Here is a 25,224-nt window from a genome sequence, read left to right as displayed (position 1 = left end):
GCTCACCTCTCTCCGAGCGTGCGGCGTACCGCCGCGACGATCTTCTCTGTCGACGGGTAGATCTGCTTTTCCAGGGCCGGGCTGAACGGCACGTGGACGTCGTCGGTGGTGACCCGCCGGACCGGGGCACGTAGTGCGTCGAACGCCTCCTCGACCAGGTGGGCGGCGATCTCGCTGGCCGCGCTGCAGGTGCGGTTGGCCGGGTCGACGACGACGGCGCGGCCGGTCCTGGCCACTGACGCGACGATGGTCGGCCAGTCCATCGGGACCAGGGTGCGTGGGTCGACGACCTCGACGGAGATGCCGTCGGCGGCGAGCTGGTCGGCGGCATCGAGGGCGAGTCTCACCCCGCCGCCGATGCCGATCACGGTCACGTCGGTGCCGGCCCGGGGAATCGCCGCGACGCCGAACGGGACCAGGTGCTCGTCGTCGGCCGGTGCCGGCCCCCGGCCGCGGCGGCCCCACAGGTTGGCGTCCTCGAAGCACAGCACCGGGTTGTCGTCGCGGATGGCTGTCTTGAGCAGACCCTTGAGGTCCGGTCCGTTGCTGGGCACGATGATCTTCAGCCCGGGGACGTTCATGAACATCGGGTAGGGGCGGTCGGCGTGGTGGGCGGCGGTGCCGCCGTGGTAGTAGAGCGCCTGCCGGTACACCACCGGCAGGCGGGCCTGCCCGCCGAACATGTAGCGGCTCTTGGCGACCTGGCTGATGAACTGGTCCATCGCGCCGAACATGAAGCTGGCCACGGTCAAATCGACGATCGGCCGCAGGCCGGCCATCGCGGCGCCGGCGGCCATGCCGACGCTGGCCGCCTCGGACAGCGGCAGGTCGCGTACCCGGGCCGGGCCGAATTCGGCGAGGAAGCCGGCGGCCGCGCCGAAGACGTTGGCCCGCAGGTCCTGACCCATCAGGACGACCCGCTCGTCGCGGGCCATCTCCTCCTGCTGGGCCTGCTGGATGGCTTGCAGGAAGCCAAGTTCGGCGCTGCGGCGCCGGGTCGGCGCCGCAGCGGTGTCCGCGCTCACGCGTGGGCTCCTTCCGGTTCGTGGTACAGGTCCCGGTAGGCCTCGGCCGGCTCCGGGTAGGGGCTGCTACGGGCGAACTCGACGGCCTCGGTGACCTCTGTGTCGACCTCGGCGCGCACCGCGTCGAGCCGGGCCGGGTCGGTTCGCCCGTCGGCGAGCAGCCGGGCGGTGAACAGGCTGATCGGGTCGCGGTCGGCGCTCCACGTGCCGACCTCGGCGTCCTCGCGGTACGCCTCGCGCAGTTTCAGGCCGTACGCGTGTTCGTGGAAGCGGTAGGTCTTGGCCTCCACGATGCTGGGTCCGTCGCCGGCGCGGGCCCGGGCGACCGCGGTGGCGACCGCCCGGTAGGTGGCGGTGACGTCCTGGCCGTCGACCACCACTCCGGGGATGCCGTACGCGACCGCCCGGGTGGCGATGTCCGGCACCGAGGTGAGGTCGTCGGCGCGCACACTGACCGCGTACCCGTTGTTCTCGCACAGGTAGACGACCGGGAGCTTCCAGACGGCGGCCAGGTTCAGCGATTCGTGGAAGACGCCCTCGTTGGCGGCGCCGTCGCCGAAGAAGCACAGGCAGATCCGGCCGTCGCCGAGGACGTCGGCGGCGAGTCCGGCGCCGGTGGCGACCGGGATGGCGGAGCCGACGATGCCGGACTCGCCAAGGCTGCCGACGGAGAAGTCGGCCAGGTGCATGCTGCCGCCCTTGCCTCTGCAGACGCCGCCGGCTCGGCCCAGCAGTTCGGCCATCAGCCGGTCCAGCCGGGCGCCTTTGGCGATCGGATGACCATGTGAGCGGTGGTTGCCGGTCATGTAGTCGTCGGTGCCGGTGGCCAGGCAGGCGCCCACGATCGCGGCTTCCTGGCCGATGCTCAGGTGCACCATGGCGGGTAGCTCGCCGGCGTGGAACAGGTCGATGGTGGCTTCCTCGAACCGCCGGATGCGTAGCATCCGGCGCAGCATCTCCACCGCCAGGTCGGGGTCGACGTCCGCCAGGTCGGGATCCGGGTCGACCAAGCCGGGGCCGGAGTCGGCTGGGCCCGGGTCGATGTCCGCCGGGTCGGGTGCCCGCTGCGTTGCCAGCTCCATCTCGATCTCCTCCGTGTTTTGCGTCGGCGGTCGCGGCCCGCGTCGTCGCCGCAGGTCGGGGACGGACCGACCATCGCGTAAACACTAGTGTTAACACAGTCGGCCGCGTTGCGGAACGCTCGGGCGGGGTCGATTTGGATTGTCAGCACTGCTGTTGACGCGCGGTCCGGTGCGGTGCTAGCCTTCCGTCAACATCAGCGGTGACGTGCATGTCATCGAGTCCGCCCGACCGGGAACCCCGAGGATGTTGGAGGCGAGGTAGATGGTGGTCGACACCCCGATCCGCCCGGCCCGGATCAATCCCTTCACCACCGAGCGCTTCCGGCACGTGATGGGTCACGTGCCCACCGGCGTGACGGTGGTCACCGCGATGACCCGGCAGGGGCCGGTCGGTCTGACCGTCGGCTCGTTCGTCTCCGCGTCGCTCGACCCGCCCCTGGTGGGCTTCCTGCCGGCCCGCACCTCGAGCACCTGGCCGCTGATGGTCCCGGTCGGGACGTTCTGCGTCAACGTGCTCGGTGAGGAGCACGAGCAGTTGTGCCGCGGCTTCGCCCGATCCGGTGGTCGCAAGTTCGACGGCGTCGACTGGCGGCCGGCGGCCGAGACCGGATCGCCGGTGATCGACGGCGCGCTCGCCTGGTTCGACTGCGTCTTCGAGCGCTGCCACCCGGCCGGCGACCACCTGTTCGTACTGGGCCGGGTGCGCAACCTCGACGTCCGCGCCCAGGGCCGACCGCTGGTCTTCTGCCATGGCCGGTACCAGCAGCTCGCGGCACCCGACGCCGCCCCCGATCCGTCCACTGGAGGCTGAAGCCTGATGCGTGTAGGGATGACCTGCATCTTCGAAGGTCACGAGAACGCGACCGACGAGGAGATCTACCACAACGAGCTGCGGCTCGCCGACCTCGCCGAGCCGCTCGGGTTCGACGCCATCTGGGGCGTGGAGCACCACTTCACCTCGTACACCATGTGCCCCGACGTCCTGCAGTTCCTCACCTACCTGGCCGGGCGCACCGAACGGGTGCAGCTCGGCTCCGGTGCGGTGATCCTGCCCTGGCACGACCCGGTGCGGGTGGCCGAACAGGTCGCCGTGCTCGACATCATCTCCAACGGCCGGTTCGTCTTCGGCATGGGACGTGGCCTGGGCCGCATCGAGTTCGACGGGATGCGGGTGCCGATGGGCGAGTCGCGGGAGCGCTTCGTCGAGGCCGCGCAGATCATCATGCAGGCCCTCGAGACCGGTGTGCTGGAGTACGAGGGCAAGTACTACACCATTCCCCGGCGTGAGCTGCGGCCCCGCCCGACGCGCGGCTTCCGGGACCGGCTCTACGCCGCCGCCGTCTCCCCGGAGTCGGTGCGCATCATGGCCGACGTCGGTGCCGGCATCCTGATCAACCCGCAGAAGGACTGGATGGAGGTGGCCGACGACCTCGACGCCTACCGGGCCACCTTCAAGGAACTCAAGGGCGTCGACGCGCCCGCCCCGCTGGTCACCGGCTGGGTCTGCTGTGACGAGGACCCGATCAAGGCCCGCGACATGGCCCAGGAGTACATCGGCGGCTATTACGAGTACGTGCTCAACCACTACGAACTCGGCGGCCGGCACTTCGACACCACGATGGGCTACGAGTACTACCAGAAACTGGCCCGGTCCATCCAGAAACACGGCTCCGACCGGGTCGTCGACAACTTCATCGAACTGCAGATCTGGGGCACCCCGGAGCAGTGCTACGAGCGGATCGTCGACATCCGGTCCAAAGTCGGCAACGACGGGTTCAACGGGGTCTTCTCGTTCGCCGGCATGTCGCCGCAGACCGCCGAGCACAACCTGCGGCTGTTCGCCGCCGAGGTGATGCCCCGGCTCAAGGCCCTCGACCCGGCGCAGGTGACGTCGTGACCTCCTGGACACCTCGGGTTGTCACTGGCGGCCTCGACTTCCCGGAGGGCCCCAGCCACCTCGGCGACGGCGCGGTCGCCGTGGTCGAGATGCAGGGCCAGCGGCTGACCCGGGTCGACGCCGACGGGAGCCGGTCCACCCTCGGTGACCTCGGCGGCGGCCCCAACGGCAGCGCGCGGGGCGCCGGCGGCGCGGTGTACGTCGCCAACAACGGTGGCCTGTCCGCCACCCGGACCGGTGGATACTGGCACGCGCCCGAACCGTTCGACGGCCGCGTGCAGAAGGTCGCCGTCGACGGCACCGTGAGCACGGTCACCGCCGACCTGCCCGGTCCGGCCCCGCACCGGCCCAACGACCTGTGCTTCGGCCCCGACGGCCGGCTGTACGTCACCGACTCGCACAACTGGGAGAACCTGCGCGACCTCAAGCCTGGCCGGATCGTCGCGGTGTCCGCCGACGGCGCGGTGCAGCAGGTCGCCGAGGTCCCCGCGATGCCCAACGGCATCGCGTTCGGCCCGGACGGACGGCTGTACCTGGCCCAGTCGCTGACCCGGCGGATCCTGGTGTTCGACCACACGCCCGGTAGCGGACTCGGCGACCCGCAGGTCTTCGCCAAGCTGCCCGCCGGCGCACCGGACGGCTTCTGCTTCGACACCGACGGCAACCTGTACGTGTGCGGCAGCGTCGGGCACGTCGTCGTGGTCATCGGACCGGACGGCTCGGTCCGCGACACCATCGACACCCCACCCGGCGCCCAGCCCACCAACTGCTGCATCGGCGACGGTCAGCTGTACGTCACCTTCTCGATGACCGGCGAACTGGTCGCGTACGACCTGGGCGTGGCGGCGTACCCGTTGCACGAGGGAGACATCGGATGAAGTTCGCCCTGATGTACGAGATCGCGGTGCCCCGCCCGTGGGACGACCGCAGCGCCTACGTCGCGTTCCAGAACGTCCTCGACCAGATCGTGCTCGCTGACAAGCTCGGCTTCCACAGCGTCTGGACCGTCGAACACCACTTCCTCGACGAGTACTCGTTCTCGTCGGCGCCGGGCGTGCTCTACGGCGCGATCGCCGCGAAGACGAAGAACATCCGGATCGGGCACGGCGTACGGCTGCTGCCGTTCCCGTACAACCATCCGGTGCGCGCCGCCGAGGCTGCCGCCACCGTCGACGTGCTCTCCGGCGGCCGCCTGGAGTTCGGCACCGGCCGCTCCGGCACCCGGACCGAGCTGGAAGGGTTCGGCATCGACCCGACCGACACCCGGCCGATGTGGGAGGAGGCGCTGGAGGTCATCATGGGCTGCTGGACCCAGGATGAGTTCTCCTGGGACGGCGAGCATTTCAAGCTGCCGCCGCGCGGGGTGGTGCCCAAGCCGATGCAGCGCCCGCACCCGCCGCTGTGGGGTGCCTCGTCCAGCGCCGACAGCCACGAGCTGATCGGGGAGAAAGGTCTGGGGCTGTTGTCGTTCTCGGTGGCCGCCGCACCGGAGACCCTGGTCAAACGGTTCAACCGGTACCGGGACGGAATCCGGCGCGCCAAACCGGTCGGGGCGTACGTCAACGAGCAGATCGCCACCTTCACGCAGGTGCACTGCGCCCAGACCACCGAGGAGGCGTACGCGGCGGCCCGGGACTGCTTCGGCTGGTACGTGCAGACGTCGCTGAAGTCCGTCGCCGAGCTCGGCGACTGGAAGGACGGCGCGCGGCTGGGCAGCTACGAGTACGCCAGGAAGCTGCTCGGCGGGATCGACCTGGACTCGCTGACCTTCGACTACCTGCTCGACAACGACGCGGTGATCGTCGGCAACCCCGATCAGTGCGTCGAGATGGCCAAACGGTACGAGGCGGTGGGGACCGATCTGCTGCTCTGCCTCGTCCAGCCGTACAACATCCCGCACGAGAAGGTCATGAAGTCGATCGAGCTGCTGGGCAAGCACGTGCTGCCCGAGTTCTCCTAGGTACCGAGGGGGTGACTGATGTCCACGCAGCGCACCAGCCGGGCGGCGGACTGGGTCCGGCTGCACGCCCGGAACACGCCGGGTCGGGCCTGCTTCGTCACCGACACCGACTCGTACTCGTTCGCCCAGGTCAACAGCCGGGTCAACCGGGTCGCCAACGAACTGCGCCGGATGGGTGTCGGCAAGGGCGACCGGGTGGCGCTGTTCGCCACCGACTCGCACTGCTACATGGAGACCCTGCTGGCCTGCATGAAGCTCGGCGCGGTCTACGTGCCGCTGAACTTCCGGCTGGCCCAGCCGGAGCTGCAGATGCTGCTGCGTACCGCCGAGGCGAAGGTGCTGTTCTTCAGCGAGCGGTACGCCGCCATGATCGAGTCGGTCGACGTGCCGACGCTGCGCTACACCGTGTCGTACGAGAAGACCGCGGTGGCCGACCGGGGGTACGAGGAGCTGGTGGCCGCCGGTGACGACGTCGAGATCGACACCCCGTTCGGCGACGACGAACTCATGTGCCTGGCCTTCACCAGTGGCACCACCGCCCTGCCCAAGGGCGTGATGCACCACCAGCGGATGACCAAGCACCTGGTGTTCCAGTGCATCCTCGAGCGGCGGCTGCCGGCGGACTCGTTCCACTACTCGCCGGCCCCGCTGTACCACGTCGCCGGAATGGGCTACGTGCTGGCCGGGGTGGCCCGCGGTTTCCCGTCGCTGATCCTGCCGGCGTTCGATCCGGTCACCGTCCTCAAGTGGCTGCGCCGCGATGTGCTCAACGGCGTCTTCCTGGTCCCGACGATGATCGACATGCTGCTGCAGCAGCCGGACGTGCGCGACGCCAGCTACGACCGGCTGCTGTCCATCGCGTACGGGGCGGCGCCGATGTCGCCGACCCTGCTGCGCCGGGCGATGGACACGTTCCGGTGCGACTTCATGAACATGTTCGGCGCCGGCACCGAGGCCGGTCTGCAGACGGTGCTGACCCCGCAGGACCACCACCGTGCGTTGGCCGGCAACGAGCATCTGCTCGGCTCGATCGGCAAACCGGGCATGGGCGTCGACCTGCGGCTGTGCGACGACGACCTGAACGAGGTCCCGGACGGTGAGGTCGGTGAGATCGTCACCCGGTCCGACGCGGTGATGACCGGCTACCTCGGCATGCCGGAGGAGACCGACCGGGTGCTGGTCGACGGCTGGTTCCGCGGCGGTGACATGGCCTGGCGCGACGACGAGGGCTACCTCTACCTGTCCGGCCGCAAAAAGGACATGATCATCAGAGGTGGGGAGAACGTCTACCCGATCGAGATCGAACAGGTGCTGTCGGAGCTGCCGACGGTGCAGGAGGTCTCGGTGGTCGGGGTGCCGGACGATCGGTGGGGCGAGATCGTCCGGGCGCACCTGGTGCTCAACCCCGGTGGCACCTTCGACGAGGACGCCGTCCGGGAGTACTGCCGGACCCGGCTCGCCGGATACAAGATCCCGGCGGTGTTCCGGGTCGAGGAAGCGCTGCCCCGCAACGCCAGCGGCAAGGTCCTCAAGCGGACGCTGCGTACCCGATGACTGCCGTCCGACGCGCTGCGCTATCATCAACGCGACTGTTCATAGATCGACTCTGGTCGGTCGTGCTGGAGGAGTGTGGCGCCCGTGGCGACCCGGGAACGCAACCGGACGGCAGCCAGCGACATCGCCCGTCGCCGGATGGAGCGCAGGCTGGCCAGCGGCCGCAAGTCCGACGCCCGCTGGCAGGAGGTCCTGGACGGGGCGGCCCGGGTATTCCAGCGGCTCGGCTACGCACAGACCACCCTGGAGGACGTGGCCACCGAGGTCGGCATCAACCGGGCCACGCTCTACTACTACGTCGGCACGAAGGAAGAGCTGCTCGTCTCGCTGCTGCATCAGCCGATCGAGCAGATGCGCGTGGAGCTGGAGCAGATCGTCGCCGAGCCGACGCCGCCCCGGGAGAAGCTCGCCCGGGGGCTGCGGGCCTACGTACACGCGATGCAACGCCGCCCGGAGCTGTTCATCTTCGTCGGCGAGAACATCCACAAGGTGATGACCGGCGACGAGGTGACCGACATCCAGCGCAACGCCGACCTGTGGGGCCGGCTGTTGACGAAGGTGATCACCGACGGCGCGGCCAGCGGCGAGTTCCGCTCCGACGTCGACCCGAACGTGGCGGTGCTCGGCATCGTCGGGATGTTCAACTGGACCTACCGCTGGTTCGACCCGGACGGGCCGCGCAGCCTGGCCGACTTCGGCGAGATCTTCATCGAGCTGGCCTTGTCCAGTCTGGCACCGAAGTCCTGACCGTGGGCCGGTGCCGCGGCGCGGCGTCCGGCAGCAGACCGCCCCGTCCGACCGGGACGTGCCGGTGAGCCGGGCCGCACCGGCACCGGCCACCGGCGGTGGCCGTCTGACCGGTCCCGACCTGACCGACCGGGTGGCGCTGGTCACCGGAGGCGGGTCCGGGATCGGCGCGGCGACCGCGCACCGGCTGGCGGCGGCCGGTGCCCGGGTGCTGGTCGCCGACCGGGACCTGACGGCCGCCGAGTCCGTCGCGGCGGCGATCGGCCCGGCCGCCGTGGCGCATCCGGTCGACATCGCCGACGCCGACTCCGTCGCGGCGATGGTCGCCGCGGTGGTCCACCGGTTCGGCCGGATCGACGTCGCGCACAACAACGCCGGGGTGACCGGTGTGTTCGCCGACACCGCCGACTACCCGGCGCACGTCTGGGACCGGGTGCTGGCGGTGAACCTCACCGGCACCTTCCACTGCCTGCGCGTCGAGATCGCCCAGCTGCTGGCCCAGGGCGGCGGCGGGTCGATCGTCAACACCGCGTCCGGTGCCGCGTTGCGCGGGGTGCCGGCGTCGGCCGCGTACGTGGCCAGCAAACACGGCATCGCCGGACTGACCAGGACGGCGGCGATCGAGTACGCCGCCGCCGGCATCCGGGTCAACGCGGTCTGTCCCGGCCTGGTCCGCACCCCGATCGTCCGGTTCGACACCACCGCGCTGGAGGCGACACACCCGATCGGGCGGGCCGCCGAGCCGCAGGAGATCGCCGAGGTGGTCTGCTGGCTCGCCTCGGACGCCGCCAGCTACGTCACCGGGGCGCTGCTGCCGGTCGACGGCGGCCTGGTCGCCGGGCTGGCCCGGCCGTGACGGACGCCGATCCGCAGGTGCTGCGCCCCGGGTTGCTCGCCGGCCGGACCGCGCTGGTCACCGGTGCCGGCACCGGTATCGGCCGGGCGGTCGCGCTGCGGCTGGCCGGCCTCGGCGCCCTGGTGGTCGGTGTCGGGCGGCGGCCGCAGCCGCTGGCCGGCACCGCCGGGCTGGCCGCACCGGGCCGCTTCGTCGCCCGGTCGCTGGACGTGCGTCGTCCGGAGCAGGTAACCGACCTGATCGCCGAGGTCGGCCACCGGTACGGCCTGGACATCCTGGTCAACAACGCGGGTGGGCAGTTCGTCGCCCCGGCCACCGGGATCTCCTCCCGGGGCTTCGCCGCGGTGGCCGACCTGAACCTGACGGCGGTCACCCGGCTGACCGAAGCGGCGCATCCGTGGCTCGCCGCGCGTGGCCACGGCCGGGTGGTGAACGTCTCGCTGTCCGCGCCGGAGGCCGGCATCCCGGGCCTGGCCCACTCGGCCGCCGCCCGCGCCGGTGTGCTGGGCCTGACCCGGTCGCTGGCGCAGCGCTGGTCCGCCGACGGGATCCGGCTCAACTGCCTGGCGCCGGGCACCGTGCTGACCGACGGCGTACGCCACGAACTCACCGGCACCGCGTTGGCGGAGGTGCTGCGTCGCACCCCGCTGGGCCGGGCCACCACCCCGGACGAGGTGGCCGCGCTGGTCGGCTTCCTGGCCGGGCCGGCGGGGGAGTGGATCACCGGCCAGCTGATCGCCCTGGACGGCGGCGCCACGCTCGTCGGCGCCGCCGGTGCGCTGCTGCACCACGGCTGACGGCTGGACCGGACCTGACGGCGATGCCGGTGCCGGAGCTGGTGCACACCCCGGGCCGATCCGGACACGTCGGAACCGACGCCGTCAGATGACGCCGGCGCTTCGCAGCCGCGTGTACCGTTCGTCGGTCATCGCGAGCAGACCGCGGTAGATCTCGTCGTTGTGGGCGCCGAGTGCCGGACCGGGGTGCCGGACCACGCCGGGGGTGCGGTCCAGCCGGGGGAAGACGTTCTGCATCGGCACCGCGCCCAGCGCCGGATCGTCGACCGAGACGATGGTCCGGCGGGCCTGGAAGTGCGGGTCGGTGAGCATCTCCGGTGCCCGGTAGATCTTGCCGACCGGCACCGAGTGGGCGATCAGCGTCTCGGTGAGGGTGTCCACGGTGAGGGTGCGGGTCCAGTCGGCGATCTGGGCGTCCAGCTCGGCCTGGTGCCGGCCGCGGGCGGTGTGGCTGGCGTACCGCTGGTCGGTGCCGAGCTCCGGTCGGCCCATCGCGGTGGCCAGCCGGCGGAAGACGGTGTCCTGGTTCGCGGCGATCAGCACCATCGCACCGTCGCTGGTGGGGTAGACGTTGGACGGTGCCACGTTGGGCAGGATCGGTCCGCTGCGCTCGCGGACGAAGCCGGCCAGCCCGTACTCGGGCACCAGCGACTCCATCAACGCGAGGACCGCCTCGTAGATCGCGGCGTCGACGACCTGACCGGTGCCGGTACGGTCCCGGGCACGCAGCGCGAGCAGGGTGCCGAGGGTGGCGAACGTCGCGGCGAGGGAGTCACCGAGGCTGATGCCGACCCGGCTGGGCGGGGTGGACGGGTCGCCGACCACGTACCGCAGGCCGCCCATCGCCTCGGCGATCGCGCCGTAACCGGGTCGTTCGGCGTACGGTCCGTGCTGGCCGAACCCGGAGACCCGGACCATGACCAACCCGGGGTTGATCCTGGTCAGCTGGTCGAAGCCGAGTCCCCACTTCTCCACGGTGCCGGGCCGGAAGTTCTCCAGCAGCACGTCCGCGTCGGCCAACAGGTCGCGGGCGATCTGCTGGCCGTCCCCGGTGCGCAGGTCGAGTGTGATCGACTTCTTGTTGCGGGCGATGATCGGCCACCACAGCGACCGTCCGTCGGACTTCTCCCGCCCCCATTCGCGCATCGGGTCGCCGACGCCCGGCGGCTCGATCTTGATCACCTCGGCGCCGTGGTCGGCGAGGAGCTGCCCGCAGAACGGGCCGGCGATCAGGGAGCCCATCTCGATGACCCGCACTCCGGCCAGTGGCGGTGCGGTGTCCGGGGTGCCGTCCGGCGGCTCGTGCGTCATGCCTGATGTTATACAGTCCACGTAAACGTTGACGCAACATCAGGGAGTGGTCATGGTCGAGATCGTCGAGGTGGCGCCCCGGGACGGGCTGCAGAACGAGCGCACCCTGCTGCCGACCGCCGACAAGCTCGAACTGGTCCGCCGGGCGGTACGCCACGGCGCACGGCGCATCGAGGTCACCGCCTTCGTCCGCCCGGACCGGGTACCGCAGATGGCCGACGCCGAGCAGGTGGCCGCCGGTCTGTCCGACCCCGGCCCCGGGGTGCGCTACACCGCCCTGGTGCTCAACGAGCGCGGCTACCTGCGGGCCCGCGACGCCGGTTTCACCGAGGTCAACATGGTGGTGCTCGCCACCGAGACGTTCAGCGAACGGAACCAGGCGATGCCGGTGGCGGCGGCGCTGCGGGCGATGACAGCCGTCCGCCGCCGGGCCGCCGCCGACGGGGTACGGGTCGCGGTGACGGTCGGTGCGGCGTTCGGCTGCCCGTTCGAGGGCGAGGTCCCGGTCGTACGTCTGGCGACCGTGCTGCGCGCGGTGCTCGCCGAATCACCGGACGAGCTGGTGCTGGCCGACACGATCGGGGTGGCGGTGCCGACCGACGTGGAGGAACGCTTCGGCCTGGCCGCCGAACTGGCCCCCGGCCTGCCCTTGCGGGCGCACTTCCACGACACCCGCAGCACCGGGGTGGCCAACGCGGTGGCGGCGGTGCGGTCCGGGGTCGCCGCCCTGGACGCCAGCCTGGCCGGGATCGGCGGCTGCCCGTTCGCGCCGGCCGCCACCGGTAACGTTGCCACCGAGGACCTCACCTACACCCTGAGCCGGATGGGCGTCGACGTGGGCCTGGACCTGCCGACGGTGCTGGACGACGCCCGTTGGCTGGCCGCCGCGTTGGGCATCACCGCCCCGGGCCGGCTCAGCCGGGCGGGGCTGTTCCCGTCACCGGTCTGACCGGGTGCCCTCCGCCGGGGCCGGTGCGAGCAGCGGCAGCAGGTCGCAGGCGTAGCCGGCGGCGTCGGCGGCGGGCAGCCGCTGCGCCGCGTCCAGGGCCCGTAGCGCCAGTCCCGCGCCCGGGGAGTCGGCCCAGGACCGGGCCAGCTCACCGGCCCGGTCGGCGCACTGCGGGTCGACTCCGGCGACCAGACCCCAGTCCAGTGCGGTAGCGGCGCCGAGGAACCGGCCGGTGAGGACCAGCTGCCGGGCCCGTCCCGCCCCGATTCGCCGGATCAGCAGGCCGGCCAGGTCACTGGCGAGCAGCGCTCCGCTGTCCGGGTCGCCGGCGGTGAAGGTGCTGGTCGGAGCGGACAGCACGACGTCGAAGTGCAGCAGCGCGGCCAGCCCGGCGCCGCCGACCGGGCCGGTAACGGCCAGGACGTTCGGTGCCGCCGCCCGGCGCAGCGCGGCGCACAGCCGGGCGGCGGCGCCGCCGGCGGCGACCTGGTCGCCCCGCGGGTCCAGCGCCTCCCCGGTGACCTCCACCAGGACGGCGGCCAGCCCGGTCTGCCGTGCCGCGTCGCGTACGGCCGTGGCCAGGTCGACCAGGTCGGCGCCGGCGCCGACCGCGACGGTGGCGATGTTCATCTCGGTCCCTTCGTCACGGATGCTCCGCACCCCACGGATGGTGCTCACCGGCCCTGGAAGCGGGGCGGGCGCTTGTCCAGGAACGCGGTGATCCCCTCGGTGTGGTCCGCGGTGCCGAGCAGCCCGGCCAGCATCGCGCGTTCCAGGTCCAGCCCGGCGCTGAGCGGGGTCTCCTCGGTCGCCCGGACCGCCGCGCGGGCCTGTCGGGTGGCGATCGGGCCGAACCCGGCCAGTTCCCGGGCGACCTCGACACCGACCTGCACCACCCGCTCACGCGGCGCGACCCGGTGCACCAGGCCGAGGTCCCGGGCCCGCCAGGCGTCCACGGTGCGACCGAGCAGGACGACCTCGGCGGCGACGAACCGGCCGGCGACCCGGGCCCAGCGTTGGGTGCCGCCGGCGCCGGGCATGATGCCGAGCCGGATCTCCGGCTGGCCGAACACCGCGTTGTCCGCCGCGACGACCAGGTCGCAGACGAGGGCCAGCTCGCAGCCGCCGCCGAGGACCGGTCCGGCGACGGCGGCGACCAGTGGGGTGCCGACCGACATGATCCGCCGCCACGCACCGACCCGGGGTGAGTCCAGGTACCGGGCGGTGTCGAGGGCGAGCAGTTCGCGTACGTCGGCGCCGGAGGCAAAGGTCTGGCTGCCGCCGGTGAGCACGATCGCCCGGACCTGCGGGTCGGCGTCGGCCGCCGCCAGGGCTTCCACCAGGTCGTGCATCGTGTCGGTGGTGAGCGCGTTGCGCCGGTCCGGTCGGTTGAGCCGGACGACGGCGACGGCGTCCTCCCGCTCGGTGAGCGCCGCCGGTGCCGGCGGCGGTTGTTCGGCCACCGGCCCTGTCGGGTCTGCCACTGTGCGACCTCCTTGACACGTCGGACCCCGCTCGGCAAGCTGGTCGACATCTACGTTGACGTTACCAACGCGACCGGTGGTCGGGAAGTACTGCGGAGACTTCGGAAAGGATCCGGGATGGGCGTGCTGTGGGAACCGGAACTCGACCCGGTCGGGGCCAGCTGGCTGGCCACCGCCCGGACCCTCGCCGCCGAGAAGTTCGCCCCGCTCGCCGCCGAGCTCGACCGGGACCAGCGCTACCCCTGGGAACACGTCGCAGCCTTCGTCGAATCCGGGTTGACCGGCATCTTCGTGCCGACCGAGTACGGCGGTGCCGGGCTGAGCATGCAGGCGGTGTGTGCGATCACCGAGGAGGTCTCCCGGGCCTGCGCCGCCACCGGCGCCATCCTGGCCGCGTACGAACTCGGCGCGGTACCGCTGCTGCTGGCCGGCACCGATGAGCAACGCCGACTGGTCCTCGGTGACCTGCTGCACGGCCGGGCGGTCAGCTTCGCCCTCAGCGAGACCGGCGCCGGCAGCGACGCCGCCGCGATCACCACCACCGCACTGCCCGACGGCGACGGGTTCCGGCTGCGCGGCGAGAAGATCTACATCGGCAACGGCGGCGCCGCACAGCACTACGTGGTCTTCGCCAAGACCGACCCGGACGCCGGGGCCCGTGGCATCACCGCCTTCCTGATCGACAAGGACACCCCGGGCGCGGTCATCGACCGCTACGAGGACAAGATGGGCATCCGGGGCACCCGGACCAGCAACCTGAAACTCGACGCCCGGGTACCGGCCGACGCGATCCTCGGCGAACGCGGCCGCGGACTGCGGCTCGCGCTGCGCACCCTCGACCTGGGCCGGATCAGCGTCGCCGCACAGGGGCTCGGCATCGCGGCGGCCGCCTACCAGCTCGCCACCGCAGAGGCTGCCCGCCGCAGCCGGTTCGGCCGCCCCCTGCTGGAACACCAGGGGATCGGCTTCCGGCTCGCCGACCTCGCCACCGAGCTCACCGCCGCCCGGCTGCTCACCTACCAGGCCGCACACACCTACGACGACGGCGCGTCGGTGTCCACCATCGGCGCCATGGCCAAGCTCTACACCAGCGAGGTCGCCCACCGCGCCGTCGACCTCGCCGTCCAGGTGTACGGCGGGGAAGGCTACTGCAAGCCCTGCCCGGTCGAACGGCTCTACCGCGACCAGCGGGTGCTGGAAATCTACGAGGGCACCTCGGAGATTCAGCGGATCGTCATCGCCCGGGCCATCGGCGCCGACCAGGCGGAGCCGGTCCGGTGACCGCCACGCAGGCCAGCTGCCTGGCCGCCGGCGCGCTCACCGGCCGTACCATCGGCTGGGTCGCCGGCACACCCACCCCGGCGCTGACCGCAGCCCTGGCCAGCCTCGGTGCCCGGCCGCCGGAGGCCGACGGGGCCGCGCCGGACCTGGTCGTCGCCGACCTGCGCGACGGTGTCGCCCCGACCACCGGCGACGCCGCGGCCACCCTCACCGCCGTCTTCGCCGCCGCCCGCGCCGGACACCACCTGCTCACCGGCGCATCCGGCGGCGGCCTGCTGCTGATCGCCGCCGCCGCACCCGGCCCGACCGGCGCGGCGCTGCACGCGGGCCTGACCTCGCTGACCCGGACCCTGGCCACCGAATGGGCACCGCAGCACATCCGGGTGAACTGCCTGCTCACCCCGGCAGCACCGACGGCACCGCCGCTGGCCGACCTGATCGGCTACCTCGCCGGCCCGGCTGCCGCCCTGCTCACCGGGCAGCTGCTCACCCTGACCCCGCCCGCCGCCCGACCGGGGAGGACCGCATGATCGGGCACCGGCCGGTACGCCGCTGGTGGTCGGAGTGCGAGACGTTCCCCCGCGACCGGCTAGCCCAGCAGCAGCTCACGGCGCTGCGCCGCCAGCTCAGCTACGTCTACCAGGCGAGCACCCTGCACCGGCGGCGGATGCTCGACATCGGCTGGCACCCGGCCGACCTCACCGACCTGGACTCGCTGCGGAACCTACCGATCATCGACAGGGCCGACTACCTGGACGGGCTGCGCGAGGAACCGCCGTGGGGGACCACCCGGGCGGCCGATCCGGAGGCGGTCCAGCGGGTCCACTTCTCCTCCGGCAGCACCGGCGACCCGGTGCCGGTGCTGTGGACCGGCCCCGACCTGGACCGCTGGGCCGACCTGTACGCGCGGATGGCGTACGGGCAGGGTGTCCGCGACCGGGACGTCTACCTGTGCCTGTTCAGCTATCCGTGGTTCGTCGGCGGGCTCGGCGCCACCGCCGGCTACCAGCGGATCGGCGCGACGGTCGTGCCAGGCGGATCCGCCGACACGCACCGGCAGATCGACACCATCTTCCGGTACGGCGTCACGGCCGTCGGCGGAACCCCGTCGTTCCTGCTGCACCTGGCCGAGGTCGCCGAGCAGACCGGCCGGCCGCTGCGCGACTGCCCGGTACGTCGGGTCATGGTCGGCGGTGAACCCGGCGGCGCGGTGCCCGCCACCCGGGCCCTGATCGAGCAGGCCTGGGGTGCCCGCTGCTTCGACGGCTACGGCTGCCTGGAGTTCCAGCCGGTGGCCTGGGAATGCGAGGAACAGGCCGGCGGGCACCTCGCCGAGGACTTCGTCCTCGCCGAGGTGCTGCACCCACGTACCCGCGAACCGGTGCCCGACGGCACGACCGGCGTCCTCGTCCTGACCCACCTGGACAAGCAGGCCACTCCGCTGGTCCGGTTCTGGACCGGTGACCTGGTGGTGCGCGACGGCACCGGCTGCGGCTGCGGCCGCACCCACGCCCGGCTGACCGGCGGGGTGCTCGGCCGGGCCGACGACATGCTGGTGGTCCGGGGCGTCAACGTCTTCCCCAGCGCGGTGGAGCAGGTCCTGCGGGAACACCCGGCCGGCCGGGGCCAGTACCAGATCGTGCTGGACGCCGACGTCACCGACCGGCACAGCGGATCCCTGACCGGGATCAAGGTCGAGATCGAGGTGCCCGACGGCACCGCGACCGCCGCCGCCGACCTGACTGCGGCGCTGCGGCAGGCGCTGCGGGTCCGCGCCCAGGTGGTCGCGGTCGCGCCCGGCAGCCTGCCGCGCCACACCCACAAGGCCCGCCGCGTCGTGCGACGCGGCGGCGGGACGGAGCGAACGTGAACCGGCACGTGTATCTCATCGGCGCCGTGCGTACCCCGCACGGACGCTACGGCGGCTCGCTACGCGCGGTGCGGGCGGTGGACCTGGGCGCCGCCGCGGCGAGAGCTGCCCTGGACCGGGCCGGCCTGCCGGCCGACGCCGTCGGCGAGGTGGTCGCGTCCAACTGCCGCCAGGCCGGCAACGGCCCCAACCCGGGCCGGCAGATCACCTTGCGGGCCGGCCTGGCGCAGCGCACCCCGGCGCAGACCGTCAACATGGCCTGCGCCTCCGGGCTGAAGGCCATCCAGCTGGCCGCCCAGTCGGTCGCCGTCGGCGACACCGGGGCCGCCCTGGTCGTCGCCGTCGAGTCGATGAGCACGATGCCCTACCTGGCCGACTCCGGGCTGCGCTGGGACGGCGTACGGCGCGGCGACATCACCCTGGTCGACGGCTGGCGCGACGGCGGCACCGACCCGGTCTGCGGGCTCAACATGGGCCAGACCGCCGAACGGATCGCCGAGCGGTACGGCATCGGCCGCGTCGAGCAGGACGCCTGGGCCGCCCGCAGCCACCAGCGGGCCGCCGCTGCCTGGGCGGACGGCCGGTTCGCCGCCGAGACGGTGTCGGTACCCACCGCCGACGGCGCGTTCGAGCGTGACGAGACGTTCCGTACCGACAGTACGCCGGCCCGACTCGCCGGACTGAGGCCGGCGTTCGTCGACGGCGGCACGGTCACCGCCGGCAACGCCAGCCAGATGGCCGACGGCGCCGCCGCCGTGATCGTCGCCGACGCGGCCACCGTCGAGCGGTACGGGCTGACGCCCGCCGCCCGGCTGGTGTCGTTCGCGGCGGTCGGCGTCGACCCGACCGAGATGGGGGTGGGTCCGGTGCACGCCGTGCCCCGCGCGCTGGCCGGAGCCAACCGGTCGACGGCCGACGTGGACCTGTTCGAGATCAATGAGGCGTTCGCCGCGCAGATCGTGCACAACGTCCGCGAACTCGGCCTCGCCGAGGACCGGGTCAACGTCAACGGCGGCGGTATCGCGCTGGGCCACCCGACCGGGCAGAGCGGCACCCGGATCGTCGTGTCGCTGCTGCACGAACTCGCCCGCCGCGACGCCACCACCGCAGTGGCCAGCCTCTGCGTCGGCGGCGGCCAGGGGGTCGCCGCCGTACTGGAAAGGGTCAGCTGATGGCGACGGTGGACGAACTGTCGGTGGTGGTCGTCGGGCTCGGGCCGATGGGCCGGGGCATCGCCCGGGTGTTCGCCCAGGCGGGTGCGCGGGTCACCGTGGTCGACGCCGACGAGACCAGCACCCGCGACAACGCCGAGCTGCTGCGCCGCGAGGCGCACCGCGACGACCGGCCGGTGCCGGTCACCGCCACCGCCGACCTGACCGCCGCCCTCGACGGCGCCGACCTGCTCGTCGAAGCCGTCGTGGAGGACCTCGCGGTCAAACGGGACCTGCTGGCCCGGGTCGCCGCCGCCGGGCCCGCCGACCTGGTCGTGGCCACCAACACGTCCTCGCTGAGCGTCGCCGAACTCGGCTGGGCCTTCGGCGACCCGACCCGCCTGGTCGGGTTGCACTTCTTCAACCCGGCGACCCGGATGCGGCTGGTCGAGGTGGTCGCCGGTCCACAGACCGCACCGCACGTCGTCGACCGGGCGCAGCGGTGGGTCGCCGGGCTGGGCAAGACCGCGGTGCGCTGCGCCGACACCCCCAACTTCGTGGTGAACCGGATCTGCCGGCCGCTGTACTACGAGGCCCAGCTGCTGGTCACCCAGGGCGTGCCGGCCCCGGTGGTGGACGCGGTGGCCCGAGGCGCGCTCGGCCACCGGATGGGGCCGCTGGAGCTGCTCGACTTCACCGGGCTGCACACCCACCTGGCCTCCTCGGAGACCGCGCTGCGGGAGTTCGGCGATCCGCGCTACCGGCCGATCCCGCTGACCCGGGCGCTGGTCCGCGCCGGGCTCACCGGCCGGGGCGCCGGCCGCGGCTACTACGACTACGCGGCCGAACCACCGGCCGCCGCGCGGCAGCGGGTCGTCCGACCGGCGCCGGCCGGTGCCGGTCCGGTCGTGCTCACCGGGCCGGCCGCCGACCGACTGCGCGGCGTCGCCGGCCTGATCGACGCCGCCGACGCACCCGCCGACGCGGTGCTGCTGTACGCCTGCGCCGGTGATCCGCGCCGGTGCGCCGCCGAGGTCACCGACCTGGTGGCCGCCGGCCGGACCGTCGTGCTGGACAGCTCCGACGCCGGTTGGCTCGACGTCGCGCCGCCCGGAGTGGGCTGGCTGCGGCTGCACCCCACCGCCGAACGGGTCTTCGCCGAGGTGGTCCACGACGACGTCGCCGCGGTCGCCGAGACCGCCGCGGTCACCACCGTGCTCGCCGCCACCGGGGCCGGCTCGGTCCGGCTGCCCGCCCTGCCCGGCCTGGTCGCCGACCGGCTGATGTACACCATGGCGAACGAGGCCGTCACGGTGGTCGAGGAGGGCACCGCGACCGCGGCAGCGGTCGACACCGCGCTGCGACTCGGGATGAACCATCCGGTCGGACCGACGGAGTACGTCGACCGGGTCGGCGCGGACCGGGTGCTCGACGGTCTCGTCGCGCTGGCCCGGTTCACCGGCGACCCCCGGTACCGGCCCGGCCTGCTGCTGCGTCGACAGGCGGCCGGCGCCGCCCGCCGCCGGTCATGACGCGGCCCGCCGACCGGCTGCGCCGGCCCACCCTCACCCTGGCCGAGGCCGTCACCCGCTACGTCGCCGACGGCGACTGCGTCTACCTGGGAAACTTCGGCGCGCAGCTGTTCAGCGTCGGCCACGAACTGATCCGGCAGCGCCGTCGCCGGCTGCACGCGGTCGTCGCGTCCGGCGGCCTGCTGCTCGACCAGCTGATCGGCGCCGGGACGTTGGCCGCCGCGACGTTCGGGCACTGCTGGAGCCCGGTCGGGCCGGACCCGGCGTGGAACTTCCGCCGGCTGGTCGAGTCGGGCGACCGGTCCGTCGCGCTGCGCGAGGTCAGCCTCGGCATGCTGAACGCGGCGTTGACCGCCGCCGCCTGGCGGGTGCCGTTCATGCCGGTGCCGTCGACGTCCGGCACCGGGTACACCGCCAGTGGCTGGTCGGGTGGGCTGCTCGGCACCACCGACGGCGACTTCGGCCCGGCCACCGTCGTGCGGGCGGTCACCCCCGACGTCGCATTCGTGCACGCCGACCTGGTCGACGAGCGAGGCAACGCGGTGATCCGTACCCCGCTCGGTGAGGTGCCCGCCGCCTGCCAGGCGGCGCGGCGGGTCGTCGTGGTCGCCGAGGCCGCCGCCAGCGTCGAGCAGGTGCGCGCGGCCGGTGCCACCCTGCCCGGCCTGCTGGTGACGGCGGTGGTGGTGGCACCCGGCGCGGTACACCCGGACGGCGCACCGGGCCGCTATCCGCGCGACGTGGCCGCCTACCAGGCGTACGTGGCGGCGGCCCGGACCAGCGACGGGTTCGCCCGCTGGCTGGCCGACGAGGTGGCGGTGTCCCGGTGAGCGTCGTCGACTTCCTGGTCCGGGCGGCCGGTGAGTTCCGTCGGGGCGGCTACGTGTTCACCGGCTTCCACTGGCCGGTGCTCGCCGCCCGGCTGGCCCACCAGCTGCCCGGGGAGCCGTTCGCCGAGGTGTACGAGGCGGGGGCGGTGTGTGACGCTCCGGCCACCACCGTCGCGACCAGCACCACCGACTACCACGCGTACGCTGACGCGGTGGGCTGGCGCGGCACCAGCGCCGATGTGCTGCTCTGCCTGGTCGCCCGCTGCGACCGGGTGGTGCTGGACGCGGCCAACGTGGACCTCGCGGGCCGGATCAACGCGAGCATGATCGGCGTCGGCCGGCCGCCGAAGGTCCGGCTGGCCGGCGGGGGCGGCGCGGCCGACGCCGCCGCTGCCGCCCGCGAACTGGTGCTGCTGCACGGCGGTGCCGATCCGGCCCGGCTGGCCGACCGCGTGCAGCACGTCACCGCCGCCCCGGGGCCGGCCACGCCGGTGCGGCTGCACACCCGCTGGGGAACCCTGCACCTCGGCGCCCGACCCCGGCTGGTGGAACTGGTCGATACCGCCGGAACCGCCGAGTTCCTGCACCGGTTGACCGAACTCGGCGTGCCGGTCGACGGTGCCCGGCCGGCGGCACCGGTGGCGCCGGCCGCCCGCCGCGCCGCGCGGCGGACCCTGGCCGAGGCGGCCCGCCGCGGCTACCGGGTGGCCCGCCGGGTGTCGACCGACCAGGCAGGACCCGGCCACCCGGGAACCGACGACGGAGGGCAGCGTTGACCGAGGATCTCCAGGAACTGCGCCGGCAGGTGCGTGACCTCGCCGACCGATGGCGGGCGGCCGGCCGCTTCCAGCCGGTCTGCGACGCCTGGCTGCGTGGGCACGACATCGAGTTCAGCAGGGAGCTGGCCCGCCGCGGCTGGATCGGCATCACCTGGCCGGGCGAGTACGGCGGCGGTGGCCGGTCGAACCTTGCCCGGCTGGTGGTCACCGAGGAGTTGCTGCGGGCCGGTGCCCCGGTGGCCGCGCACTGGATCGCGGACCGGCAGATCGGCCCGGCGATCCTGCGGTACGGCACTGCGCAGCTGCGCCGGGAGTTCCTGCCCCGGATCGCCGCCGCCGAGGTGACGTTCTGCCTGGGGATGAGCGAGACCGAAGCCGGTTCCGACCTGGCGGCGGTGCGCACCATCGCCACCCGCGACGGTGCCGGCTGGCGGATCACCGGCGCCAAGGTGTGGACCAGCCACGCGCACCGCAGCAGCCACGCCTACGTCCTGGCCCGCACCGGCGGCGGTGCGCGCCGCCACGACGGGCTGACCGAGTTCGTCGTCGACCTGGCCGCTCCGGGCGTCACCGTCCGGCCGATCATCGACCTGCAGGGCGAGCACCACTTCAACGAGGTGATCTTCGATGACGTGCCGGTCCCGGACCGCTGGGTGATCGGCGAGGTCGGCCAGGGCTGGCGGCAGGTGACCGAGCAGTTGTCGTTCGAACGCGGCGGACCGGAACGGGTGATGAGCACCTACCCGCTACTGGAGGCTCTGGCCCGGTCGGTGAGCGACGGAGCCGAGCCGGCCGCCGTCGAGGCGGTCGGTGAACTCGCCGCCCGGTTGTCGGTGTTGCGCCGGATCGCCTGGGAGATCGCCGCCGACCTGGACGCCGGCGTCGCCCCGGTGCGTCGGGCGGCGCTGCTCAAACACCTCGGCACCACCTTCGAACGGGAAGTGACCGAGACCGCCCGTCGGGTCACCGGCGTCCGGCCGGATCCCACCGGCGACGGCCTGCCCGCGCTGCTCGCCCAAGGGATCCTCGCCGCGCCCGGGTTCTCCATCCGCGGCGGCACCACCGAGGTGCTGCTGACCCTGATCGCCCGAGGGGAGGCGGACCGTGTCCGGTGACGAACCGACCGACGAGGTGATGCTGCGCCAGATCGTCGCCGAAGCGCTGACCGGTGTCGCGGCCGGGTCGCTGTGGGCCACTGCGCGGGACCTCGGCTGGCTGACCGTCGGCGTCGCGGAGCAGGCCGGCGGTTCCGGTGGCACCGTCCACGACGCGGCCGCAATCGTGCGGGCGGCTGCCGCCGTCGCTCCGGAGCTCGCCCTGGTCGAGGCGATGCAGGCGAGCTGGCTGCTCGGCGAGGCCGGCTGGCTCGACCCGGACCGCGACGAGCGGTACGCGGTGGCGCTGCCCGACCCGGCGGAGGCGATCAGCCTGCACACCGGGCTGACCGGCTCGGCCACCGGTGTGCCGGGGGCGCAGTCGGCATCCGCGCTGCTGGTCGGCGCCGTCGCGGCCGACGACGGCCGGCCGGTGCTGGCCCGGGTCGACCCGGCCGCCGACGGGCTGCACGTCACCCCGGGTACCAACCTCGCCGGCGAACCCCGGGACCGGGTCGCCCTGCGCGGCTGCGTACCGCTACGGGTGGCGATGACCGCACCGCACGTCGCCGACGTGCGGTGCCGGGAGTCGTTGCTGCGGGCCGCCGCACTGCTCGGCGCCGTCGAACGGACCTGCCAGTTGACGATCGAACACGTCCGGGTCCGTACCCAGTTCGGTCGGCCGTTGCTGGCCCAGCAGGCGGTGGCGCACGCGGTGGCGACCATGGCGGGGGAGCGGGAGCAGAGCCGGGCGGCGCTGCGCGGCGCCCTGGCCGCCTGGGGCGGCAACCACGCGGCCAGCCGGGTCGCCGCCGCCCGGGTGGTCCTCGGCCGGGCCGCCACCACGGTGGCCCGGCTGGCGCACCAACTGCACGGCGCGGTGGGCATCACCCGGGAACACCCGCTGCACCGCAGCACCGGCCGGTTGCTCGCCTGGCGCGACGAGCCGGTCGCCACCCGCGTGGCGTCCCATACCCTGGGCATGGTGGTCGCCGACGGCGGCGACCTGTGGCGGTGGACCGTGACCGACCGGATCGGGAGCTGACATGGAAACCCTTTCGTTGCGTACCGCCGACCATCCGGGCGTGCGGGTGCTGACCCTCGACGATCCCGACCGGCGCAACGCGATCGGCACCGTGATGAAGCGGGAACTGGCCGAGACGGTGTCGACCGTCGCCGCCGACCGCGACGCCCGGGTCCTGGTCGTCACCGGCGCCGGCACCGCGTTCTGCTCCGGTGCCCACCTCGACGAGATCTTCGGCGGCCCGGTCCGGCCGGTCAGCCAGACCCGCCGCGACCTGGAGGACATCTACCGCAGCTTTCTCGCGGTGCGCGACCTGGACCTGGTGACCATCGCCGCCGTACAGGGACCTGCCGTGGGCGCCGGCCTCAACCTGGCGATGTGCTGCGACCAGCGAATCGCCGGACCCCGGGCCCGCTTCGGGGCGACGTTCACCCGGATCGGCCTGCACCCCGGCGGCGGCTGCACCTATTTCCTGGTCGACGCGCTCGGCCCGCAGCGGGCGATGCAGATCCTGCTGGACGGCGCGATGCTCGACGCCGCCCGGGCCCACGAGCTCGGCCTGGTGCTCGACGTGGTCGACGATCCGCTGGCCGCCGCGTTGGCCGCCGCGCACCGCTACGCCGACCTGGATCCGCATCTGGTCCGCCACGTCAAGCAGAGCGTCCGGATCGCCGCCTCGTCCGGCCTGGACGCCTCGGTGCAGTACGAGGCGTGGGCCCAAGCCGCGTCGGCCAGCGACCCGGCGGTGCTGGCCACGCTGCTCGGTGACCGGCGCTGAGGCGGACCGCCGCCCGGGGCGTCAGGCCACCCCGATCGGTCCTTCCCGGGGCCCTTCCTCCTGCGCCGGCTGCACCGCCAGCGACGGGAAGTCGGCCAGGTCGCCGTCCGGTTCGGCATCCCACTCCGGAAACACCAGCTCACTCTGCAGGTAGAGGCAGAGCAGCTGGGTGAGGTGCCGCAGCCCCTCCAGGTGGGTGCGTTCGTGGCCGTGGGTGGCGTCCACCCCGAAGCCGAGCAGCGCCACCCGGGCGTGCGCGCCGGCCTCGACCGCCGCCGCCACGTCCGACCGGTAGTAGTCGAAAACGTCGCGGACCAGGTCCACGCCGTGATCGGCGGCCAGCCCGGCGAGCTTGCGGGTCAGGTGGTAGTCGAACGGGCCGACACCGTCGCCCATCGCCAGGGTCGCGGCGTCCTCCCGGGACTGCTGGCCGGGAGCCACCACCGCGGCGTCGACCGAGACGATCTCAGCCACGTCCGGGTCCAGCCCGTGGCTGGCGCCGTGCCCGACCTCCTCGGTGCAGGTGATCAGCAGGTGGGCGGTGACCGGCGGTTGCTGGCCGGCGTCGACCATCGCCTTCACGGCGGTCAGCACCGCCGCCACCCCCGCCTTGTCGTCCAGGTGCCGGGACTTGACGTAGCCGCTGGGCGTGATCGTCGGTGCCGGCAGCATCGCCACGAAGTCGCCGACGTCGATGCCGAGCGCGCGGAGCCCGGCGATGTCGGTGACCGGCTCGTCGACCCGCACCTCGACCTGCTCCCAGCCGACCCCCTGCAGGTCGACGCCGTCGTTGTAGCGGTGGCCGCTGGCCTTCAACGGCAGCACCTGGCCGGTGATCACCCGGTCCAGGCTGTCGGTGTATACCCGCACGTGGGCGCCTTCGGCGAACCGGGCGCTGTGGGTGCCGATCTGCTTGAGCTCCAGCCGGCCGTTCTCCTTCAACCGTTTGACCATCCCGCCGATCGTGTCGGTGTGTACCACGATCGCCCGGTCCGCGCCGGTGGTCCGCGGCCCGCACAGCGAAGCGCTGAGCGCGCCCCGCCGGGTGACCGTGAACGGGATGCCGAGAGCGGACAGCCGTTCCCCGACGTACTGCTGCACGTGGTCGGTGCGGCCGGACGGACTGGGGATGTCCAGCAGCTCCAGCATCACCTGCTGCAGGTAGTCGAGGTCCAGTTTGAGGGGGGCGGGGAGGTTCGGGTCGGCCGGCATGCCAAGACCGT

25 protein-coding genes are annotated in these 25,224 nt (G+C 73.1%); 19 read left to right on the top strand and 6 right to left on the bottom strand.

Annotated features, from left to right (window positions below; genetic code table 11):
• Positions 1-2: 2 nt before the first annotated feature.
• Both O7621_RS21020 and O7621_RS21015 read right to left on the bottom strand, forming a co-directional pair.
• On the bottom strand, positions 3-1,025 hold the full coding sequence (locus O7621_RS21020) for a transketolase C-terminal domain-containing protein (RefSeq protein WP_282230834.1): 1,023 nt from the start codon (positions 1,023-1,025) through the stop codon (positions 3-5).
• A complete protein-coding gene (locus tag O7621_RS21015; RefSeq protein ID WP_282230833.1) occupies positions 1,022-2,107 on the bottom strand; it encodes a thiamine pyrophosphate-dependent dehydrogenase E1 component subunit alpha in 1,086 nt (361 codons plus the stop codon). Before O7621_RS21015 ends, O7621_RS21020 begins: the two co-directional genes overlap by 4 nt.
• Positions 2,108-2,369: 262 nt before the next feature.
• On the opposite strand from O7621_RS21015, the gene O7621_RS21010 reads away from it, so the two are divergent.
• The 8 genes from O7621_RS21010 to O7621_RS20975 all read left to right on the top strand — a co-directional run bounded on the left by O7621_RS21010 (position 2,370) and on the right by O7621_RS20975 (position 9,918).
• The gene (locus tag O7621_RS21010) at positions 2,370-2,918 is read left to right on the top strand and encodes a flavin reductase family protein (protein ID WP_282230832.1); all 549 of its coding nucleotides are present in this window, start codon (positions 2,370-2,372) and stop codon (positions 2,916-2,918) included.
• Between the two features lie 6 nt (positions 2,919-2,924).
• Entirely contained in the window at positions 2,925-4,004 is a 1,080-nt protein-coding gene (locus O7621_RS21005) for an LLM class flavin-dependent oxidoreductase (protein WP_282230831.1), read from the top strand.
• Positions 4,001-4,882, top strand: a complete 882-nt coding sequence (locus tag O7621_RS21000; protein WP_282230830.1) for an SMP-30/gluconolactonase/LRE family protein — start codon at positions 4,001-4,003, stop codon at positions 4,880-4,882. Before O7621_RS21005 ends, O7621_RS21000 begins: the two co-directional genes overlap by 4 nt.
• Positions 4,879-5,964: an LLM class flavin-dependent oxidoreductase gene (locus O7621_RS20995; RefSeq protein ID WP_282230829.1), complete on the top strand. Its 1,086-nt coding sequence runs from the start codon at positions 4,879-4,881 to the stop codon at positions 5,962-5,964. The genes O7621_RS21000 and O7621_RS20995 overlap by 4 nt, the downstream gene beginning before the upstream one ends.
• An 18-nt stretch (positions 5,965-5,982) precedes the next feature.
• A complete protein-coding gene (locus O7621_RS20990) occupies positions 5,983-7,518 on the top strand; it encodes an AMP-binding protein (protein ID WP_282230828.1) in 1,536 nt (511 codons plus the stop codon).
• Between the two features lie 84 nt (positions 7,519-7,602).
• Complete coding sequence (locus O7621_RS20985) at positions 7,603-8,265, top strand: TetR/AcrR family transcriptional regulator (protein ID WP_282230827.1); 663 nt, start codon at positions 7,603-7,605, stop codon at positions 8,263-8,265.
• 10 nt (positions 8,266-8,275) lie between these two features.
• The gene (locus O7621_RS20980; RefSeq protein WP_282230826.1) at positions 8,276-9,121 is read left to right on the top strand and encodes an SDR family NAD(P)-dependent oxidoreductase; all 846 of its coding nucleotides are present in this window, start codon (positions 8,276-8,278) and stop codon (positions 9,119-9,121) included.
• Entirely contained in the window at positions 9,118-9,918 is an 801-nt protein-coding gene (locus tag O7621_RS20975) for an SDR family oxidoreductase (RefSeq protein WP_282230825.1), read from the top strand. Before O7621_RS20980 ends, O7621_RS20975 begins: the two co-directional genes overlap by 4 nt.
• Before the next feature lie 84 nt (positions 9,919-10,002).
• On the opposite strand, the gene O7621_RS20970 is transcribed toward O7621_RS20975, so the two are convergent.
• Positions 10,003-11,229, bottom strand: a complete 1,227-nt coding sequence (locus tag O7621_RS20970; RefSeq protein ID WP_282230824.1) for a CoA transferase — start codon at positions 11,227-11,229, stop codon at positions 10,003-10,005.
• A gap of 52 nt (positions 11,230-11,281) precedes the next feature.
• Between O7621_RS20970 and O7621_RS20965 the strand changes: the two genes are divergently transcribed.
• Positions 11,282-12,178, top strand: a complete 897-nt coding sequence (locus O7621_RS20965) for a hydroxymethylglutaryl-CoA lyase (protein ID WP_282230823.1) — start codon at positions 11,282-11,284, stop codon at positions 12,176-12,178.
• On the opposite strand, the gene O7621_RS20960 is transcribed toward O7621_RS20965, so the two are convergent.
• Together O7621_RS20960 and O7621_RS20955 are read right to left on the bottom strand one after the other, a co-directional pair.
• Entirely contained in the window at positions 12,167-12,838 is a 672-nt protein-coding gene (locus O7621_RS20960; protein WP_282230822.1) for an enoyl-CoA hydratase-related protein, read from the bottom strand. The two genes, O7621_RS20965 and O7621_RS20960, sit on opposite strands and share 12 nt — an antisense overlap.
• A gap of 14 nt (positions 12,839-12,852) precedes the next feature.
• Positions 12,853-13,662 carry an enoyl-CoA hydratase-related protein gene (locus O7621_RS20955; protein WP_282230821.1) on the bottom strand — a complete coding sequence of 270 codons (810 nt, stop codon included), beginning with the start codon at positions 13,660-13,662 and terminating at the stop codon, positions 12,853-12,855.
• 117 nt (positions 13,663-13,779) lie between these two features.
• On the opposite strand from O7621_RS20955, the gene O7621_RS20950 reads away from it, so the two are divergent.
• Genes O7621_RS20950 through O7621_RS20905 form a run of 10 tightly spaced genes read left to right on the top strand, consistent with a single transcriptional unit; the run spans position 13,780 to position 24,001 of the window.
• Positions 13,780-14,943, top strand: coding sequence for an acyl-CoA dehydrogenase family protein (locus tag O7621_RS20950; protein WP_282230820.1), 1,164 nt, complete (start codon positions 13,780-13,782; stop codon positions 14,941-14,943).
• A complete protein-coding gene (locus O7621_RS20945; RefSeq protein WP_282230819.1) occupies positions 14,940-15,473 on the top strand; it encodes a hypothetical protein in 534 nt (177 codons plus the stop codon). The genes O7621_RS20950 and O7621_RS20945 overlap by 4 nt, the downstream gene beginning before the upstream one ends.
• Positions 15,470-16,813, top strand: coding sequence for an AMP-binding protein (locus O7621_RS20940; protein ID WP_282230818.1), 1,344 nt, complete (start codon positions 15,470-15,472; stop codon positions 16,811-16,813). Before O7621_RS20945 ends, O7621_RS20940 begins: the two co-directional genes overlap by 4 nt.
• A complete protein-coding gene (locus tag O7621_RS20935; protein WP_282230817.1) occupies positions 16,810-17,985 on the top strand; it encodes a thiolase family protein in 1,176 nt (391 codons plus the stop codon). Before O7621_RS20940 ends, O7621_RS20935 begins: the two co-directional genes overlap by 4 nt.
• Entirely contained in the window at positions 17,985-19,496 is a 1,512-nt protein-coding gene (locus O7621_RS20930) for a 3-hydroxyacyl-CoA dehydrogenase NAD-binding domain-containing protein (RefSeq protein ID WP_282230816.1), read from the top strand. Before O7621_RS20935 ends, O7621_RS20930 begins: the two co-directional genes overlap by 1 nt.
• Positions 19,493-20,326 carry a CoA-transferase gene (locus O7621_RS20925; protein WP_282230815.1) on the top strand — a complete coding sequence of 278 codons (834 nt, stop codon included), beginning with the start codon at positions 19,493-19,495 and terminating at the stop codon, positions 20,324-20,326. Before O7621_RS20930 ends, O7621_RS20925 begins: the two co-directional genes overlap by 4 nt.
• The gene (locus O7621_RS20920; protein ID WP_282230814.1) at positions 20,323-21,102 is read left to right on the top strand and encodes a co-chaperone HscB; all 780 of its coding nucleotides are present in this window, start codon (positions 20,323-20,325) and stop codon (positions 21,100-21,102) included. The genes O7621_RS20925 and O7621_RS20920 overlap by 4 nt, the downstream gene beginning before the upstream one ends.
• Complete coding sequence (locus tag O7621_RS20915; RefSeq protein ID WP_282230813.1) at positions 21,099-22,220, top strand: acyl-CoA dehydrogenase family protein; 1,122 nt, start codon at positions 21,099-21,101, stop codon at positions 22,218-22,220. The genes O7621_RS20920 and O7621_RS20915 overlap by 4 nt, the downstream gene beginning before the upstream one ends.
• Positions 22,210-23,244, top strand: coding sequence for an acyl-CoA dehydrogenase family protein (locus O7621_RS20910; protein ID WP_282230812.1), 1,035 nt, complete (start codon positions 22,210-22,212; stop codon positions 23,242-23,244). Before O7621_RS20915 ends, O7621_RS20910 begins: the two co-directional genes overlap by 11 nt.
• 1 nt (position 23,245) lies before the next feature.
• On the top strand, positions 23,246-24,001 hold the full coding sequence (locus O7621_RS20905; RefSeq protein ID WP_282230811.1) for an enoyl-CoA hydratase: 756 nt from the start codon (positions 23,246-23,248) through the stop codon (positions 23,999-24,001).
• 21 nt (positions 24,002-24,022) lie between these two features.
• Here the strand turns inward: O7621_RS20905 and O7621_RS20900 are convergent, their stop codons facing one another.
• On the bottom strand, positions 24,023-25,213 hold the full coding sequence (locus tag O7621_RS20900) for an osmoprotectant NAGGN system M42 family peptidase (RefSeq protein ID WP_282230810.1): 1,191 nt from the start codon (positions 25,211-25,213) through the stop codon (positions 24,023-24,025).
• Positions 25,214-25,224 lie beyond the last annotated feature (11 nt).

The sequence above is a fragment of the Solwaraspora sp. WMMD937 genome (assembly GCF_029581175.1).
GTDB lineage: Bacteria > Actinomycetota > Actinomycetes > Mycobacteriales > Micromonosporaceae > Micromonospora_E.
Note: the sequence above shows the minus strand (reverse complement) of the source record. Positions and strands in the feature narration are given on the sequence as shown.

Excerpts from the sequence above, each read along its gene's own strand:
- O7621_RS21015 (WP_282230833.1), bottom strand. The coding sequence starts at position 2,107 with ATGGAGCTGGCAACGCAGCGGGCACCCGACCCGGCGGACATCGACCCG.
- O7621_RS21010 (WP_282230832.1), top strand. The coding sequence starts at position 2,370 with ATGGTGGTCGACACCCCGATCCGCCCGGCCCGGATCAATCCCTTCACC.
- O7621_RS21005 (WP_282230831.1), top strand. The coding sequence starts at position 2,925 with ATGCGTGTAGGGATGACCTGCATCTTCGAAGGTCACGAGAACGCGACC.
- O7621_RS20995 (WP_282230829.1), top strand. The coding sequence starts at position 4,879 with ATGAAGTTCGCCCTGATGTACGAGATCGCGGTGCCCCGCCCGTGGGAC.
- O7621_RS20990 (WP_282230828.1), top strand. The coding sequence starts at position 5,983 with ATGTCCACGCAGCGCACCAGCCGGGCGGCGGACTGGGTCCGGCTGCAC.
- O7621_RS20970 (WP_282230824.1), bottom strand. The coding sequence starts at position 11,229 with ATGACGCACGAGCCGCCGGACGGCACCCCGGACACCGCACCGCCACTG.
- O7621_RS20965 (WP_282230823.1), top strand. The coding sequence starts at position 11,282 with ATGGTCGAGATCGTCGAGGTGGCGCCCCGGGACGGGCTGCAGAACGAG.
- O7621_RS20950 (WP_282230820.1), top strand. The coding sequence starts at position 13,780 with ATGGGCGTGCTGTGGGAACCGGAACTCGACCCGGTCGGGGCCAGCTGG.
- O7621_RS20940 (WP_282230818.1), top strand. The coding sequence starts at position 15,470 with ATGATCGGGCACCGGCCGGTACGCCGCTGGTGGTCGGAGTGCGAGACG.
- O7621_RS20930 (WP_282230816.1), top strand. The coding sequence starts at position 17,985 with ATGGCGACGGTGGACGAACTGTCGGTGGTGGTCGTCGGGCTCGGGCCG.
- O7621_RS20925 (WP_282230815.1), top strand. The coding sequence starts at position 19,493 with ATGACGCGGCCCGCCGACCGGCTGCGCCGGCCCACCCTCACCCTGGCC.
- O7621_RS20905 (WP_282230811.1), top strand. The coding sequence starts at position 23,246 with ATGGAAACCCTTTCGTTGCGTACCGCCGACCATCCGGGCGTGCGGGTG.
- O7621_RS20900 (WP_282230810.1), bottom strand. The coding sequence starts at position 25,213 with ATGCCGGCCGACCCGAACCTCCCCGCCCCCCTCAAACTGGACCTCGAC.